This window comes from Bacillus sp. GW823-FHT06A10, assembly GCF_058795375.1.
The window spans coordinates 304,944-320,712 of record NZ_JBXAHT010000003.1; the positions used below are offsets into that span (position 1 = coordinate 304,944).

General features: G+C 36.4%; 14 protein-coding genes, 2 pseudogenes and 1 riboswitch. Of the genes and pseudogenes, 7 read left to right on the forward strand and 9 right to left on the reverse strand.

Annotated elements, in window-relative coordinates; translation table 11 throughout:
- Positions 1-24: 24 nt before the first annotated feature.
- Entirely contained in the window at positions 25-2,025 is a 2,001-nt protein-coding gene (locus tag AC1Q8M_RS22370) for a YhgE/Pip domain-containing protein (protein ID WP_097846182.1), read from the reverse strand.
- Between the two features lie 134 nt (positions 2,026-2,159).
- Between AC1Q8M_RS22370 and AC1Q8M_RS22375 the strand changes: the two genes are divergently transcribed.
- Positions 2,160-3,044, forward strand: coding sequence for a LysR family transcriptional regulator (locus tag AC1Q8M_RS22375; protein WP_053563353.1), 885 nt, complete (start codon positions 2,160-2,162; stop codon positions 3,042-3,044).
- A gap of 47 nt (positions 3,045-3,091) precedes the next feature.
- Here AC1Q8M_RS22375 and AC1Q8M_RS22380 read toward each other — a convergent pair whose 3' ends face one another.
- Entirely contained in the window at positions 3,092-4,177 is a 1,086-nt protein-coding gene (locus AC1Q8M_RS22380) for a transcriptional regulator (protein WP_492334195.1), read from the reverse strand.
- Positions 4,178-4,268: 91 nt separating this feature from the next.
- Complete coding sequence (locus AC1Q8M_RS22385; RefSeq protein WP_000283180.1) at positions 4,269-4,418, reverse strand: hypothetical protein; 150 nt, start codon at positions 4,416-4,418, stop codon at positions 4,269-4,271.
- Between the two features lie 255 nt (positions 4,419-4,673).
- Between AC1Q8M_RS22385 and cydA the strand changes: the two genes are divergently transcribed.
- From cydA to AC1Q8M_RS22400, 3 genes are all read left to right on the forward strand, one after another.
- On the forward strand, positions 4,674-6,029 hold the full coding sequence (cydA, locus tag AC1Q8M_RS22390; RefSeq protein ID WP_000381975.1) for a cytochrome ubiquinol oxidase subunit I: 1,356 nt from the start codon (positions 4,674-4,676) through the stop codon (positions 6,027-6,029).
- Positions 6,022-7,047, forward strand: a complete 1,026-nt coding sequence (locus AC1Q8M_RS22395; protein ID WP_000544183.1) for a cytochrome d ubiquinol oxidase subunit II — start codon at positions 6,022-6,024, stop codon at positions 7,045-7,047. The genes cydA and AC1Q8M_RS22395 overlap by 8 nt, the downstream gene beginning before the upstream one ends.
- Before the next feature lie 331 nt (positions 7,048-7,378).
- Positions 7,379-8,737, forward strand: a complete 1,359-nt coding sequence (locus tag AC1Q8M_RS22400; RefSeq protein ID WP_000021123.1) for an arsenic transporter — start codon at positions 7,379-7,381, stop codon at positions 8,735-8,737.
- Between the two features lie 255 nt (positions 8,738-8,992).
- On the opposite strand, the gene thiC is transcribed toward AC1Q8M_RS22400, so the two are convergent.
- Entirely contained in the window at positions 8,993-10,753 is a 1,761-nt protein-coding gene (thiC, locus tag AC1Q8M_RS22405; protein ID WP_098250829.1) for a phosphomethylpyrimidine synthase ThiC, read from the reverse strand.
- A gap of 112 nt (positions 10,754-10,865) precedes the next feature.
- A riboswitch (TPP riboswitch) is annotated at positions 10,866-10,981 on the reverse strand.
- A gap of 71 nt (positions 10,982-11,052) precedes the next feature.
- A pseudogene (locus AC1Q8M_RS22410) lies at positions 11,053-11,357 on the reverse strand (L-lactate permease); the annotation flags it as partial.
- On the opposite strand from AC1Q8M_RS22410, the pseudogene AC1Q8M_RS22415 reads away from it, so the two are divergent.
- The 3 genes and pseudogenes from AC1Q8M_RS22415 to AC1Q8M_RS22425 all read left to right on the forward strand — a co-directional run.
- A pseudogene (locus AC1Q8M_RS22415) lies at positions 11,303-11,464 on the forward strand (transposase); the annotation flags it as partial. The pseudogenes AC1Q8M_RS22410 and AC1Q8M_RS22415 sit on opposite strands and share 55 nt — an antisense overlap.
- 51 nt (positions 11,465-11,515) lie before the next feature.
- Entirely contained in the window at positions 11,516-11,761 is a 246-nt protein-coding gene (locus AC1Q8M_RS22420) for a transposase (protein ID WP_420913105.1), read from the forward strand.
- A gap of 18 nt (positions 11,762-11,779) precedes the next feature.
- The gene (locus tag AC1Q8M_RS22425; RefSeq protein WP_255263019.1) at positions 11,780-12,541 is read left to right on the forward strand and encodes a transposase; all 762 of its coding nucleotides are present in this window, start codon (positions 11,780-11,782) and stop codon (positions 12,539-12,541) included.
- Positions 12,542-12,740: 199 nt separating this feature from the next.
- Here AC1Q8M_RS22425 and AC1Q8M_RS22430 read toward each other — a convergent pair whose 3' ends face one another.
- From AC1Q8M_RS22430 to AC1Q8M_RS22445, 4 genes are read right to left on the reverse strand one after another with little or no spacing between them, the layout of a single operon-like run.
- Positions 12,741-13,265, reverse strand: coding sequence for a thioredoxin family protein (locus AC1Q8M_RS22430; protein ID WP_098250830.1), 525 nt, complete (start codon positions 13,263-13,265; stop codon positions 12,741-12,743).
- 1 nt (position 13,266) lies between these two features.
- Entirely contained in the window at positions 13,267-13,677 is a 411-nt protein-coding gene (locus tag AC1Q8M_RS22435; RefSeq protein WP_000720262.1) for a thioredoxin family protein, read from the reverse strand.
- A complete protein-coding gene (locus AC1Q8M_RS22440; RefSeq protein WP_255263021.1) occupies positions 13,674-15,647 on the reverse strand; it encodes an ATP-binding cassette domain-containing protein in 1,974 nt (657 codons plus the stop codon). The genes AC1Q8M_RS22435 and AC1Q8M_RS22440 overlap by 4 nt, the downstream gene beginning before the upstream one ends.
- Complete coding sequence (locus AC1Q8M_RS22445) at positions 15,626-15,742, reverse strand: cysteine peptidase family C39 domain-containing protein (RefSeq protein WP_080545911.1); 117 nt, start codon at positions 15,740-15,742, stop codon at positions 15,626-15,628. The genes AC1Q8M_RS22440 and AC1Q8M_RS22445 overlap by 22 nt, the downstream gene beginning before the upstream one ends.
- Positions 15,743-15,769 lie beyond the last annotated feature (27 nt).

A 15,769-nucleotide genomic window follows, 5' to 3' on the forward strand; every position in this document is an offset into this window, starting at 1 on the left:
AAAAATCGGATAGCTTCTTTCATTTTAAGAAACTTGTTCTACATTCGTTTCTCTATGCTGTATATGACTCGTGATCCAAGCAATTCCACCGGCAACAACGAGATAACATAACAATATTAAAATTTGCATTTTTAATTGCGACCAATCTCCTAAAGAGATAACATCTTGTAATCCTCTAAGAGAATGAGACATTGGGAGAAACTGTCCAATTTTACTAAGAACAGCTATATTTAATTCTCCTGGGAAAGTCCCCCCGCTTGTCGCTAATTGCAAGACAAGAAGCGTTACTGCTAAGAACTTTCCAACAAGACCAAATACTGTTACTAACATAAGAATAAATGTCATGAACGTAAAGGAAATCACAATACTTGATAAAACAAAGAGTGGCACACTGGCAACTTCTAATTTCATAACACCTAGCACAACTACATCTACGAGTAGCGCTTGAATAAGTCCAATTAAATATACCAATCCTAGTTTATTAATAAAATGTACCGTTCCGCTTACCTTCATATTTTGTCTACGACCAAGCGGTAAAATATTCGATGCCATAATTCCGCCAACATAAAATGCAAGCGATAAGAAATATGGTGCAATGCCTGAACCGTAGTTAGGAACGTCAGAAACTGTTGACTTCACTAACTGAACTGGCTCTGAGAACATCGTATTACGTGCATCATCATTACGAACATTCGCTATCTTCTCTGCACCCTCTCCCAATTTCGCAGAAAGTTCTTTCGCACCATCATCAAGTTTAACAAGTCCATTTGTTAATTTACTAGCACCGTTATTCAGCTCCGTTCCACCACTCGCAAGCTGGTTTACACCTTCTTGCAATGATGTAAATCCATTTCCCCACTTCGTAAATCCATCAGCCAAATTCGATGCACCATCTGCTATCTTTTGCGTTCCAGCAGTAGCTTCATTTAACTTAACTCCGAATGTATTTATGCCTTCTTCAATCTTATGTTGGCCGTCAGTAAGCTTCTTCGCACCTTGTGTCAATTGTTGTTGGCTATTATTTAAAGTACTTGTTGCTTTAGCTAGTCCATTAGACGTAGCAACGATTTTTTGAAAGGCGGGATCTTGCTGCACTTCCGGATGATTTTTCACGTACTCTTCTAATTGTTGTTTTATACTATTAGCTGCACCATCCGCTTTTACTTGCCCTTCAGCAAGCTTCTCACTTCCGCTCACCCATTCATTTGTACCGGCACTTAATTCACTAACTCCTGATTGTAACGTTTTTTCACCTTGTGCTAGTAATTCCATACCACTATGAAGTGATGTCGCTCCTTGACTCAGCTCATTTGCTCCCCCGGTTAAAGCAGATTGACTGGATGCAAGCTTGTCACTTCCTTCTTTCAATTTCGATGTCCCATCACTTAAACGATCAATACCATCCGCAAGCTGATTCGCTCCATTTCTTGCATCGGTCGTTCCTTCATGTAACTTCCCAGCACCATTACTTGCATCACTCAATCCTTGTGCCAAATCTTGAAACTTTGAAAAGACACCTTCTGTATAAGATTTCGTAATACTGTTTGAGATTTTTGTTTTCATATTTTCAACAGCTGTCGTTCCAATTTGAGCTGCTACAAAGTTTTTACCTGGATTTACTTTGTACTGCAACTTTGCCGGCTCTGGTTTCTCATCCATAAGTGTACTTACCTTTTTAGAGAAATTCTCTGGAATCGTAACAACCATATAATATTTATCTTCTTTTAACCCTTCATCAGCATTTTTTTCTGATACGAAATGAAAAGCCAGTTCTTTATTCTCCTTTAAATTTTTTACAAAATCGTCTCCTGCATGAATTGTTTTCTCATCCATCGCAGCCCCCTTATCTAAGTTCACAACTGCAACAGGTAATTTATCTAATTTTCCGTACGGATCCCAATACCCAGCTAAAAAGAATCCTGAATAAATTAATGGAACGATTAATAAAAAAATTAAAGCGATACGTCCATGTTTATGGTGCCACATCGCTTTCCAATCTTTAAATATAAGTTTAATTCCCTTCATGAAACATACTCCTCTTCTAATTTAACACCCTTCGAATGGTTTAACAGATTTACTATACACGTCACTTTCCATACTGTATAATACATCTTTAATTATCAATTCATTCCTTTTGGTCTATAGAAAGGGGATTCTAAATGGAACTGCTCCAGTTAAAATACTTTCAGACAGTCGCACGACTAGAACATATGACAAAGGCAGCTGAAGAATTGCATATCGCGCAACCTTCACTCAGCAAAACAATCGCTAGACTTGAAAAGGATTTAGGCGTCCCTTTATTTGATCGCCAAGGCCGACAGATTACTTTAAATTCTTTCGGAAAAGTATTTTTAAAACGAGTAGAACGTATTTTTCATGAATTAAGTGAAGGGGAACGAGAAATTAAAGATTTAGCCGAATTACAACAAAGCTCTATTACACTGGCCGTTTCTATTCCGAGAATATTACCAGAACTACTTGGCTCTTTTTTACTAGAACATCCTAACGTTCGGTTCCAACAATTTCTTGCATCCACTCCTTCTATGAAACGACAACTAGATAATATAGAAATTGACTTTTGTATCTCCTCTGTGCCAATTGAAGGTGAGGAGGTTGTTTGGGAACCACTTATTACAGAAGAAATTTTCTTAGTCGTCCCTTCAGGCCATCGTTTATCCGGCCGAGCAAATATCCACCTGCATGAAGTAAAAGACGAACCGTTTATTAGTATGAACACTGGCTACGGATTTCGGCACTTAACGGATGAATTTTGTAAAGAAGCTGGTTTCACTCCGCATATTGCTTTTGAAGTAGATGAACCGACCGTGATTAGCGACCTCATTAAGCAAGGTCTCGGCATCGCTTTTGTTCCAAGTTTAACTTTATTAAAAAACTCTACTTTAGCATCAAGCAAGTTGCGTATTATTGAACCCACTTGTCAGCGAACCATCGGATTAAGTTGGTCAAAAAAACGCTACTTATCAAAAACAGCTCAGCAATTCCGTGAATTCGTGATTGACTACTTCTCTAATATTAGGACGTAAAATTATATGAACAAATAAAAGGTGCCACCCTCATATGGTGGCACTTTTTATTGTTCACTCTTTTTTAATTCCATTTCAGCTAAAAGTGGTAGTACATTATCAAAAATATGCGTATTATTATTTTCACCTGTTACATATCCACCGTAATATCTACTAAATACGTTGTCATTTCGGAATGTGGACATATGATCATACAATTCCTTCGCAAACTTTGTATCACCTGTTTGTAGTACGTACAAAATCGTTAGTCCGTAAGCGGCTGGCGATTCATAATTCACAGTTTGTTTTCCCGTTTCTAAATTGTAACGACCGTATAGCTTTCCATCCGCTTGGAACTTCTTCTTTATAAATTCCAAATAAGCAGCTGATGAAAGACCTCCTAAACTCCGATGATATGCAACGTATGATTGGTCAATAAGATTCACTTCTTTATCGTACGTAAATGTACCATCTTCTTTATACTCTTTTGGGAATGCCCAGCCATGCCTTGGATAATCTGCTAAAAATTGAACAACTTCCTGATATTGCTGAGCAGAAACTTTTCCGTACTTCTTCATATAGGAGAATGCGCGCGGATTTATGTATGATGTTGTTACAAAATTATTTTGTTTCCCTGCATCTGCATCATAATAATCAACATAATAATTATCTTTTTTATTATAACGAAGTACAGCATCACTTAATTGATCGGCAAGATTTTTATAACGCTCTTCCTTATACATTTCATAAGCACGATATAATTGTTCTATAATACGAAGATCATCTATAAGTGCATTTGCAGCTGACTGCCTCTCTCCCTTTTCAGAGAGTTTCCATAAAACGATATAATTCTTATATATGAAATTATCTTGAATAACCTTTACTTGCTCATCAAATAACGCCTGATCATCTTTATCAAGTGTATATTGTAACCATAATCCCGCCGATTCTGATAAAGCTTCACGTCCCTTAGCTTCACCCGTACCTGCCTTAGTATCTACTAAACGATACGTGGCAAGTGTTCCATTGTCATTCACCATATGTCTTAAAATAAAATTTTCTGTACGGTTTCCTTGTAAAGCTGACCAAAATACAATTCCACCTAAAGCGATTAAGAAGATAACTCCAATCCCTATATATAAACGTTTCCGCAATCTTTTCACCTCCCTAGTAAGGCTAACCTTAATTTTATCAGAACATACATAAATTTAAAAAAGACAATCCACTAGATTGTCTCCCCCATTTCTATCCTCCGCAAACCTCTTTAGAAGGTTTATATAGCGATTGTACAAGTCGATCATATTCACGACGCGTAATTTCTTTATTATATAGCTTCAATAATAAATCTCTATGCTCTTTTGAAAATGCCATCTTTTTAATGACTTCAGGATACATAAAACACCCTCTCCATTTCACATAAACTTCTTGATTCCGAAAAACAGAACTTATGTTCGCATAAAAGATTATAAAAGATTCCTGAGCAAAAAACAAACAAAACATGACCAACTATTTATTTCTTTCTATTCAAAATATTACAACATTATATTATCATATTCACTTTTTAAATACATATATATTTTTGGTAGTTTTTTTGAATAAATCTTCCAATTCAATCAGAAAATAATGGCAAAAAAGAAGAGGAGTTTACATATGGATACGGTAACATTAGCAAGAGCATTTTTTGGTTCTTCATTAGCATTCCACATTATCTTTGCAACACTTGGCGTCGGACTTTCATTGATGATTTTTATAAGCGAAATACTCTATCACTGGAAGAAAGACTCCGACTATGCCATTATGGCGAAAAGATGGACAAAGGCTTTTGCTATTCTTCTCGGTGTAGCAATTCCAACTGGAACAATTGTTGGTGTGCAAATCTCACTTCTTTGGCCTGGTTTCGCCAAAATTGTTGGGCAAGTTATCTCTGTTCCCTTCCAAATTGAGATTTTCGCCTTCTTTTTGGAAGCTTTATTCATGTCGATTTACGTATATGCAGCCGATAAACTTCCTCCATTTATGAGATTAATCTCGCTATTTTTCGTCATGCTTGGTGCCACAGCATCCGCCGTGCTTATTACATCAGCAAACACATGGATGAATACACCAGCAGGATTTTCAATGAATCCAGATGGATCTGTTTTTAACGTTGATCCGTGGAAAGCTTTCTTTAATCCGAGTTTTGGCACAAGTGCATTCCATGTTGTTATTACGGCTTATGCAACTGGTGCGGCTGTCATTGCTTCTATCGCTGGATTTAAATTATTGAAGAAAAATTTAAGTACACGTGAAATTGCTTATCATAAAAAAGGGCTACTATTAGGGCTTGTCGTTACATTTATTACAGGCGCTACGATGTGGCTTTCAGGACATGAATCAGCGATTGCCTTACATAAACACTCACCTGAAAAACTTGCATCTGCTGAAGCTTTATTTGAAACGACATCACACGCACCGCTATCCATTGGCGGAGTTGTGGATCCTAATACACTTGAACTAAACTACGCACTTGAAATTCCAAACATGCTTAGCTTATTAGTGGGACTAGACCCTAGCACTGTCGTAAAAGGTTTAAAGGAATTCCCACAAGAAACATGGCCACCATTTTATACACATACACTATTCAACTTAATGGTCGGCACTGCTGCATTCACCTTTGCAGTTGCAGCAATTGCACTCTTATATTGGTATTTCGTGTACCGAAAAAAGGGAACAGAACTACCGAAGTGGCTACTTTGGGGGGCTGCCGCATGCGGACCAATTATGATGCTCGGTATTGAATTCGGATGGATTTTCAGTTGTAGCGGTCGTCAACCATGGACAATTTATGGTATGCAACGTACCGTCGATGCAGCTACACGCGCTGATTTCGTCGGTCCTTTATTTATTTTGTTCATCATTTTATATATTGGACTCGCTATTTTAACAGTCTTTGTTCTACGGACATTCTTTAGAAGACATCCATTAAAGAATGATTTACAACACCAAGGAGGCGATTCTCATGCATGAGGAAAGTATTGCAATCATCATCTTATGGGCCCTTATTTTCGTATACAGTATACTAGGGTCCATCGATTTTGGAGCTGGTTTTTGGGGCATGGTATACGCAAAACATCCAACGCTCGCTGCTAAACTTGCGAATCGGTACTTATCACCCACTTGGGAAGTAACAAATACGTTTCTCGTCTTCGTCGTTGTCGCATTTCTCGGCTTCTTTCCGAAAGCAGCCTTTACTCTTGCGACAGTAATGTTCGTACCAGTTATGTTAATTTTAGTGCTCGTTGCAGTACGTAGTACATTTATGGTATTTGCTTACTCCTTGCCAAAATATCAGTACCTTCTTCGGGTTATTTCAGGTATTACTGGTCTCTTAATTCCAGCACTATTAATTACCGTTTTACCCGTTACAGAGGGAGCCTATATTACAATGTCTGAAGGGAAAGAAGTACTCCTGTATGGAAAACTTCTTTCTAGCCCGGTTATCTATTGCTATATGCTCTTCGGAATAACGTCTGAACTATTTCTCTCCTCTCTCTTTCTTGCTGATTTTGCGAGAGAACAAAGTTCAGAAGATACGTATAGAATTTATAGAAGAAATGCCATCATCCTTGGTCCTGCAACGCTCGTTACGGCGATCATCGCCCTCGTTGTAATGGATCCTGAAACACATTGGCTTATGCAAGGATTAATAAAGCAATTCCCGTGGTTTACAGTTTCTATTGTTTTATTCGTTATCGGATACTCGTCCCTTTGGTGGACAAACAAAAAGTACAATACACTAGGATATCCTCGTATTGCCGTTTTAGCTGTCGTCGCTCAATATGCATTTGCAAGCTACGCTTACGGCGTCGCGCATTTACCTTATATTATTTATCCTGACGTAACTGTATTTACAAGCTTTACAACGACAGAAACGTTCTATGCACTGCTCATTCTATACGCAATTGGGATTGCAATTTTATTACCAGGATTTATTTTCTTCTGGAATTTATTCTTGAAGGATCGTACTTTTTTGAAGGAAAAATAATATAGTCTTGGGGTCTGTTCCAAAAGGCATTTTGGGATGGGCTCCTTTTGTCATGTTTTGTCGATAAGTCGATATATTTTAAAAATCGCTGATATATTTTGAGTTGCGCCGATATAAATCTCATTTACTACCTTACTACCCAATCAATTTATAGACTCCTATCACAATAGTTATTTCACTACTAATGACACTTGTCCTTTAGCATGAAAAACACATATTCGCTTCATCTCGTTATACGTCTAGTTCTTCTTATTTTTTGCTGAATATACTACCAATATAACCTTGAGACAAGCTACATCTATTCAAGGGAAAATAGAAAGGTAGGCAAAATATGAGCATTGAAATATGGATTACTATTATTGTATTCTTCTTAACGATGATTGTTATCTTTTGGCGGCCTCGAGGTTTAAATGAGGCGTGGCCAGCAGCAATCGGAGCTGGTATCATCATAATTACTGGACTTGTATCAAAACCAGACGTCATGGATATTATAAGTAAAATTGGCGGTGCTTCCATAACAATATTAGCGACCATCGTCATGGCAGTTATATTAGAAAGCTTCGGCTTTTTCCATTGGTCCGCAGCGAAACTAGCAAATCTAGCAAAGGGTTCTGGACGCCGCTTATACTGGTATATTCAATTATTATGTTTTCTCATGACTCTTTTATTCAATAACGACGGTAGTATTTTAATTACAACTCCAATTTTAATTCTTCTTCTAAAAAATCTTCAATTAAAACCTCATCAGCAAATTCCTTATTTATTAAGTGGTGCTTTAATCGCTACGGCATCTAGTGCACCAATTGGTGTAAGTAATATCGTAAATTTAATCGCATTAAATATCGTTAATATGACTCTTTATATGCATACTGCTATGATGTTTGTACCTGCAACATTAGGCTTATTATTTATGTCATGGCTCATGTATACAGTTTTGAAGAAAAAACTTCCGAAAAAATTACCTGTTTCTTCATATGATATTGAAGAAATTTTCTTCACGAAAAACTTCCATCCACTAAAAGGAAATAATTCTGTTGATACGAAACAAAAACGGACAAGATTCATGTTAAAAGTATTAGGTTTCGTCTTCCTTATGCGCTGTCTTCTATTCGTTGCATCCTTCTTATCCATCCCAATTGAAATCGTTGCAGTACTTGGTTCACTAGTTCTTCTCATTTGGAGATGGTACTACTTACGAACAAATCCTGTCGACATTTTGAAAAAGACACCGTGGCACATTTTAATTTTCGCCTTCTCTATGTACGTCATTATTTACGGACTCCACAACGCAGGATTAACAGCTGCACTTGTACAATGGCTCGAGCCAATTGTGAATCAGCATCTACTCTATGCTAGCTTTGCAATGGGCGGACTTGTATCCATCCTCTCTAACGTCTTCAATAACCATCCTGCCCTTATGATTGGTACAATTACATTAACAGAAATGGGACTAGATCCAGTCACATTAAAAACAATCTATCTTGCAAACATCATTGGTAGTGACATCGGTTCACTATTACTACCAATCGGTACACTAGCTTCACTCATTTGGATGTATATTCTGAAACAAAACAAAATTAAAGTAAAATGGAAAGACTATTTAAGTGTATCCCTTATCGTTATCCCGCTCACAACAGTGGTCACACTATTCCTCTTATTCTACTGGGTACATCTCTTCTTCGCCTTATAAAGTGAAACTTTAATCAGTGGGGGTTTTGTTCATCCCCCACTGATTATTAGCCTTAACCAATCGGGCATTTACGGGCAGCCCGACCCCGACCTAACTTCTTTGCTTCCGCTGAATTTTGAGGTGGGGGTCTTACTGCCCACAAATAGCGGGATAAACAACAGAAGCCCCATTTGCTACCGTCTTAGCAAATGGGGCTTCTTCTATAATAAAGTTAGGTACCACAGTGTGATCAATCAAGTAAAGAGGTGTAATGTGTTATTGATATAAATGACTACCAGCTTCTTTAAATTCTTCTGCCTTCTCTTTCATTCCTTTTTCAATTGCTTCTGTCGTTTCTAAATCATTTTCTTTTGCATATTCACGGATATCATGTGAAATTCTCATACTACAAAACTTCGGTCCACACATTGAACAGAAGTGAGCTGTCTTTGCCCCTTCTGCAGGCAACGTTTCATCGTGATATTCCATCGCACGTTCAGGATCTAAAGATAAATTAAATTGATCGCGCCAACGAAATTCGAAACGTGCTTTTGAAAGTGCATCATCACGCTGATGAGCCGTTTTATGTCCTTTTGCAAGATCAGCCGCATGCGCTGCAATTTTGTACGTAATAACACCGGTGCGTACATCATCTTTATTCGGTAAACCTAAATGTTCTTTCGGCGTTACATAGCAAAGCATTGCCGTTCCAAACCAGCCAATCATCGCAGCTCCAATTGCGGATGTAATATGGTCATAACCTGGTGCAATATCTGTCGTTAATGGCCCAAGTGTGTAAAACGGCGCACCCTGACAAATATCAAGTTCTTTCTCCATATTCTCTTTAATTAAGTGCATCGGTACGTGTCCAGGTCCTTCGATCATCACTTGCACATCATGTTTCCAAGCAATCTTCGTTAATTCACCAAGTGTTTCAAGTTCAGAGAATTGCGCTTCGTCATTTGCATCTGCAATCGAACCTGGACGTAATCCATCTCCAAGAGAGAACGAAACGTCGTACTGCTTCATAATTTCACAAATTTCTTCAAAATGAGTATACAAGAAGTTTTCTTTATGATGGAATAAACACCACTGTGCCATAATCGAACCACCGCGTGAAACGATACCTGTCGTACGCTTTGCAGTAATCGGAATGTAGCGAAGTAATACGCCCGCGTGAATTGTAAAGTAATCAACGCCTTGCTCCGCTTGCTCAATTAACGTATCACGATACACTTCCCACGTTAAATCTTCTGCAATTCCATTTACTTTCTCCAGCGCTTGATAGATCGGTACAGTTCCAACTGGTACAGGCGCGTTACGAATAATCCATTCACGTGTCGTATGAATATTTTTACCTGTAGATAGATCCATAATCGTATCTGCACCCCAGCGCGTTGCCCACGTCATCTTCTCTACTTCTTCTGCGATAGAAGAAGATACAGCAGAGTTTCCTATATTTGCATTGACCTTCACATGGAAGTTACGTCCAATAATCATCGGTTCTGCTTCCGGATGGTTAATATTTGCTGGTAAAATAGCTCGACCTTCCGCGATTTCCTTACGAACAAACTCAGGCTCTACTCCTTCACGGATCGCAACATATTCCATCTCAGACGTAATGATGCCATTGCGTGCATAATGCATTTGCGTAACGTTTGCCCCTTGCTTCGCTCTAAGCGGCTGACGATCCATTTGTGGAAAGACAGGTGTATGTTTCGAAGCCACCTTCACACCGTCATCCTCTGGTTTCACTTCACGCCCTTCGTATGCTTCTACATCTCCGCGCTCCAGGATCCAAGAATGGCGCGGCGCCTGCAACCCCTTTTCCAGCTCCACTTTATACGCAGGATCTGTATAAGGACCGCTCGTATCATATACACGAATTGGCGGATTCGGAATGCCGTTCGTTTCACTTTGTTCAATCTCGCGCATCGGCACTTTCATACCCGCGCGTGGCCCATCCACATATACTTTCTTACTTCCTGGTAAACTCGATTTCAATTCAATTTGCTCAGATGAAACAGATTGTTTCATAACCTTTTTTGCCCCCCTGTACGTGACAAGGACGAGATATGGCCAGCGTATGCCAAAATAAAAAGAGCCAGGTCCATAAAAGAATAAGGACCTGGCTCATAAAGACATCATTATGTAAAGCCGTTAACTTCCCTACGCTGGTACGAGCCAGATCAGGTCCAAAGGGTTAAGAAGTTCACGCGCTTCTCTCTCAGCCTACGCATACGTTAGGCACCCCTAGTTTATCACTGATTTAATTTTCAATACTTTCTCATCATACACGATAATCTGAAAAATGCAAAGTTTATTTCTTTTGTTACTTATGGAATCATCCAAGTTAAATAATAAGCCTGAACATAGGTCATAATTCCCACAATTATTACGAAGAATAAACTATGCTTCACTGTAAAGGGGAATAAATCTAATTCCTTTCCAGCAAGCCCAACTGCTGCACAATCGATTGCGGAGAAATCATTTTTCCTGTTACACCGCCCGTTGTATTTGCTGCAACGAGAAGTACTTCAGATACACCGACTTGCTGCGCTGTAATCGCTTGTAAATTCGAGAACAGTGCATTCTCTGACGTATCAGATCCTGTTAAGAATACACCGATCCATCCTGGAAATTGTAGCAAGAGATGGTTCTATCACATATCATAACGCAATAACCGAAGCACACCCAGAAGCTGTACAAGTAAGCGATTGCTTCCACATTTTAAAAAATCTAACAGATTATGCGTCTGATGTATTAAAGAAGGAACTAAAGAACTCCGTAAAAATCCCTGTGGATGAATCAAAATGTGAGGAAACTTGTACGCAACAAGATAATATCCCGCAAAGCAATATCAATCGTAAACTAACTATTAAGGAAAAGTACGAACGTGCACTTCAATATAAAGCTGATGGGAACAGTAAAAGCTGGATATGTAGCCAGCTAAATATGGACGTTCGGACATATGACAAATTAATACGTCTATCAGAAGAGGAAAAGCAGAAAAAATTTAAAAAGCAAGCAACGATTATTCACTAAGAAAAGGTACAAAGGAAAATGAACGATATAAATGAAGTACGAGAGTTAAAGAAGCTTGGGCTTAGTAATAAGGAAATATCCCGTAGAACGGGCTTTGATCGTAGAACGATAAAGCGGTATTTCGATGAAGACTTCACGCCGGTACATGCTTCTTATGGAAAAAAACGGAGTAGTAAATTGGATCCTTACAAAGAGGAGATTAAAGATTTATTCGAGCGAGGGCTAATGAGTTCGAAAATAGAAAAAATAATCCAGGAAAAGGGTTATAACGGCTCATCATCTAACTTGCGAAAATATGTACATGAATTAAAGCAGAGGAAGAGAGAGCGCGCTCAAACCTTTAGTGAATCACATACTCTAACCGAAACCATAAAACGTTCAAATATCTTAAAACTTCTTTACAAGCCACTGGAAAAGGTAGAAGCTATTACACAAGAGCAATTTGAACGTGTTTGTGAAGAACACCCTATTGTAAAAATAGTTTATGACTTAACATGTGAGTTTAAAAACATCTTCACCACAAAGAGTGTTGAGAATCTCGACCATTGTATCGAGAAAATTAAGAATACTAATATACAAGAGTTTAAGAGCTTTACGAATGGATTAGCCCGGGATATTGAAGCTGTCAGAAATGCGGTAACTTATGAGAATAATAATGGTCTTGCCGAAGGGAGCATAAACAAGTTAAAGCTTATTAAAAGAATCATGTATGGTCGATGCCAATTCTCCACATTGCGGACAAAGATTCTACTTTTGGAGAGAATAAGACTTTTCAACTAACTCCGGGAAGAACCATTTTTTACTTGCCAAATACATTCATCAGTCCCGTTTGACAAAGAGCCTTTGTCTCTGCTGCATTTTGCTATTTCATTTCGTTCGTTAACATACTTTATTATAGTCATTTATGAACTTTTCTTCTATAATCTAATTTTGAAAAATCTTGCGAAGGTGATTTTTTTGGAATTCTAAACGTGACAAATCATTTCATTTCAAGTTTCCTAATAAATGTTTCATTCTCTTCTAACCAATTATGAAAAATTTCTTCACTCAAGCCATTTTTTTCATCCCACTGAATCATGCTTTTTACTTTACCTTGTTGAAATAATAAAAATGCTGGCGTTTGATCAAAACCGTATTTTTTTTTGAACGCTAACCACCTATTTTTATCTTGATGTATATTACTTATATTTACTAAATAAAGTGAGTCTTTAAGAGGAAAAGTTTTAACTTCCTTCTCTAATATTTTTGAGAAAAAAGAACAATCGGAACACTGACTATTTCCGATATAAACAAAAATATCATCCCCATTTTTAATTCTTTTTTCAAATGAATCTACTGTAATTGAATTGAGATAATCATAACTTCCTGTATTATCAATAACAATTTGTTTTTCTATTTCCAAAGTAGAATTATTTCTTTTTAACACTGTATTTTCTCTATAAAGAAAAAAAATACTTAGCAAAAAAATAATAATAATTACTCCTAAAACTCCATATTTTTTCATATCAGAAGTCCACTTCCTTTATCGTTTGCTGAAATTCTGTGTCAGTAAAAGCAGTATTCATACGTTGAACTTCCTTTCCATTTCGATAAAATATTAATGTAGGGGTTCCCTCAATATGATATTTTTTTGATTGGCTGACATAATCTTTGTCTTTGTTTCCAATGATAGTGTATACTATCCCTTTATTTCTCTTTGCATAATCGTTCACAATAGGGTCAACTAGTTTGCAAGGTGCGCAACCATCTTGCTTCACGAAAATAATCACTTTTTCATTTTCTTCTACTATATTCGGAATTTGATTAAACTTTGTATATTCATAATTAGTCTTTTCATAGGTCATTTTGTGATACATAAACATTCCAAAAAAACCTGCTAACACCAGAATTGAAATACTAATAATTATTTTTTTCATATTATCGCCTTCTTTATTATATTGTTATCTTTGACAATAAATTCTTCCAGGCATTTTTCTGTTACCTCTTTATCGTGTGTTATAAAAATTTTCAATCCTTCTAAGTTTAGCAAATAGTTAATAACAGATAATTTTACATCTTCATCTAAACCATTTGTAATTTCATCAAAAATATAAATCTTCTTTTTGATCAATGTAGAACGTAGTATTTTAACAATTTGCATTTGCCCTAAACTTAACTGTGTACCATCTACATTTTCAAAGTCTATATTTTGAAAAGCAGAATCAGCGTTGAGTTCATTTATAGTTTCTATGATATATTTGTCTTCAATATCCCGTCCTAACTTGATATTATCTAAAACATCAGACTCAAATAAACTCTCACGTCCATCTACATAAATAATATTATCTCTAATAGATTCTTCTGAAACATCTTGTAAGTTTTGTCCATTAACCTTAATACTCCCATTATCAGGAATATAAAGACGAGCGATCAATTTACCAAATGTTGACTTTCCTACCCCATTTAATCCACTAATAGCAAGATTATTACCCTTAATATCTATTGAAAGATTTCTAAATATTTTAGCTGTTGAATCATAATCAAAGGATACATTTTCAAAACTAACTTCTATATCTTCTGCGGGTATTTCAAGTACCTCATCTCCAAAAAATTTAATTCTTGATTCAATTATATTGTAGAGTTTAGCTTGTGCTACTTTTCCTTGTACCAGTGATGACTGTAAGTTAGCAAGATTAAGAATTGGATTTGTCACATAAGAAAGTAATGCATTAAATGTTAGCAGAACACCCGTTGATAATTGGTTATTAATAATTAGATACACTCCGCATGAAAATAGCAAAATGTTAAATGAAGATAAAATAAATGTTTTAAGTTGATTTTGCATAGAATCAAAATTAAACATTTTTGTTCTCGTACCAATATAGTCCGTAAGTTTATCTACTCCTCTGTTTCCAAATTCAGTTTCTAAACTAAGCTGTTTAATAATACTCATGTTGCTAAAAATATTGACTACTGTAGTATTAAATTCTTGGCCCGTTTTGACCAACGATTTACTCAATTTTTCATAACGTCCTTGTGATAAATAAAGTACAAGCAAAAGCGTAACAATTAATACAAGAACAAGACCGGATAATCTACTTTCAGATTTGAATAACAAATAAAAACTGAATCCCATAGTTATAACATTCACCGGAATCATTTGAAGATAAGTTAAAAATCTTTGTCGGATCATTAATACGTTTGAGAGGTTAGTAAGCAATTCTCCTACCTCATAAGATTCAATTGCCATATTTGGTTTAGCTAACAAGCCTTTAAAATATTTTTCAATAATTCTTTTGTCAATTTTTTTACTCATCAAGTTATACATAAAATTATTAGTAAAAGATAATACGAAATTTAAGATATTTATCACTAGATAAACACCCATTAATTCTAATACAAGTGCACTTAGCTTTTGTGGTATCAGAAAGTTGAAGTACAGAGAATAAATATTTGCAAGCACTACACCCAGGAGATAAATTACAATTGATAGGACAAATGATATAACAAGTTGCCATTTTACTAATTTCAAAATTTTCCAGATACTCACTTCTTTAGTATTTTGTTCTATTTCATACTGTATTTCAGAATTTTCTAAATCAATTTCTAATACATACGGTTGCCATATTTCTATGAACTTCTTTATTGTCATTACTTGTTGCTTATCTTTAGTAGAATCTCCAATAATTAAACTAGATTTTTTCTTTTCAAAAACTGTAACGAAATGTATTCCCTCTTCATTCTCAATTTGTGTAATAAACGGATAAGAAACTTCATCAAATACCTCTCTCTGCTTAGTTGCTTGTGAAACAGTTCCATTAATTCCTAAACGTTTTAGACCTTTTTTTAAATCAAAAAAGTTAGTCCCCAACGAAGTATTTTTAATTAATGGTCGAACTTCACAGATTGAGACTTTTTTGCAAAATAGTTCTTCATTATCATAGCCACACACGCTGCGCCACAGTCTTCCTTACCAATCTGAGGAATGACTTCATATTTCATAATTACTCTCCTTCTACTGAAAAATCA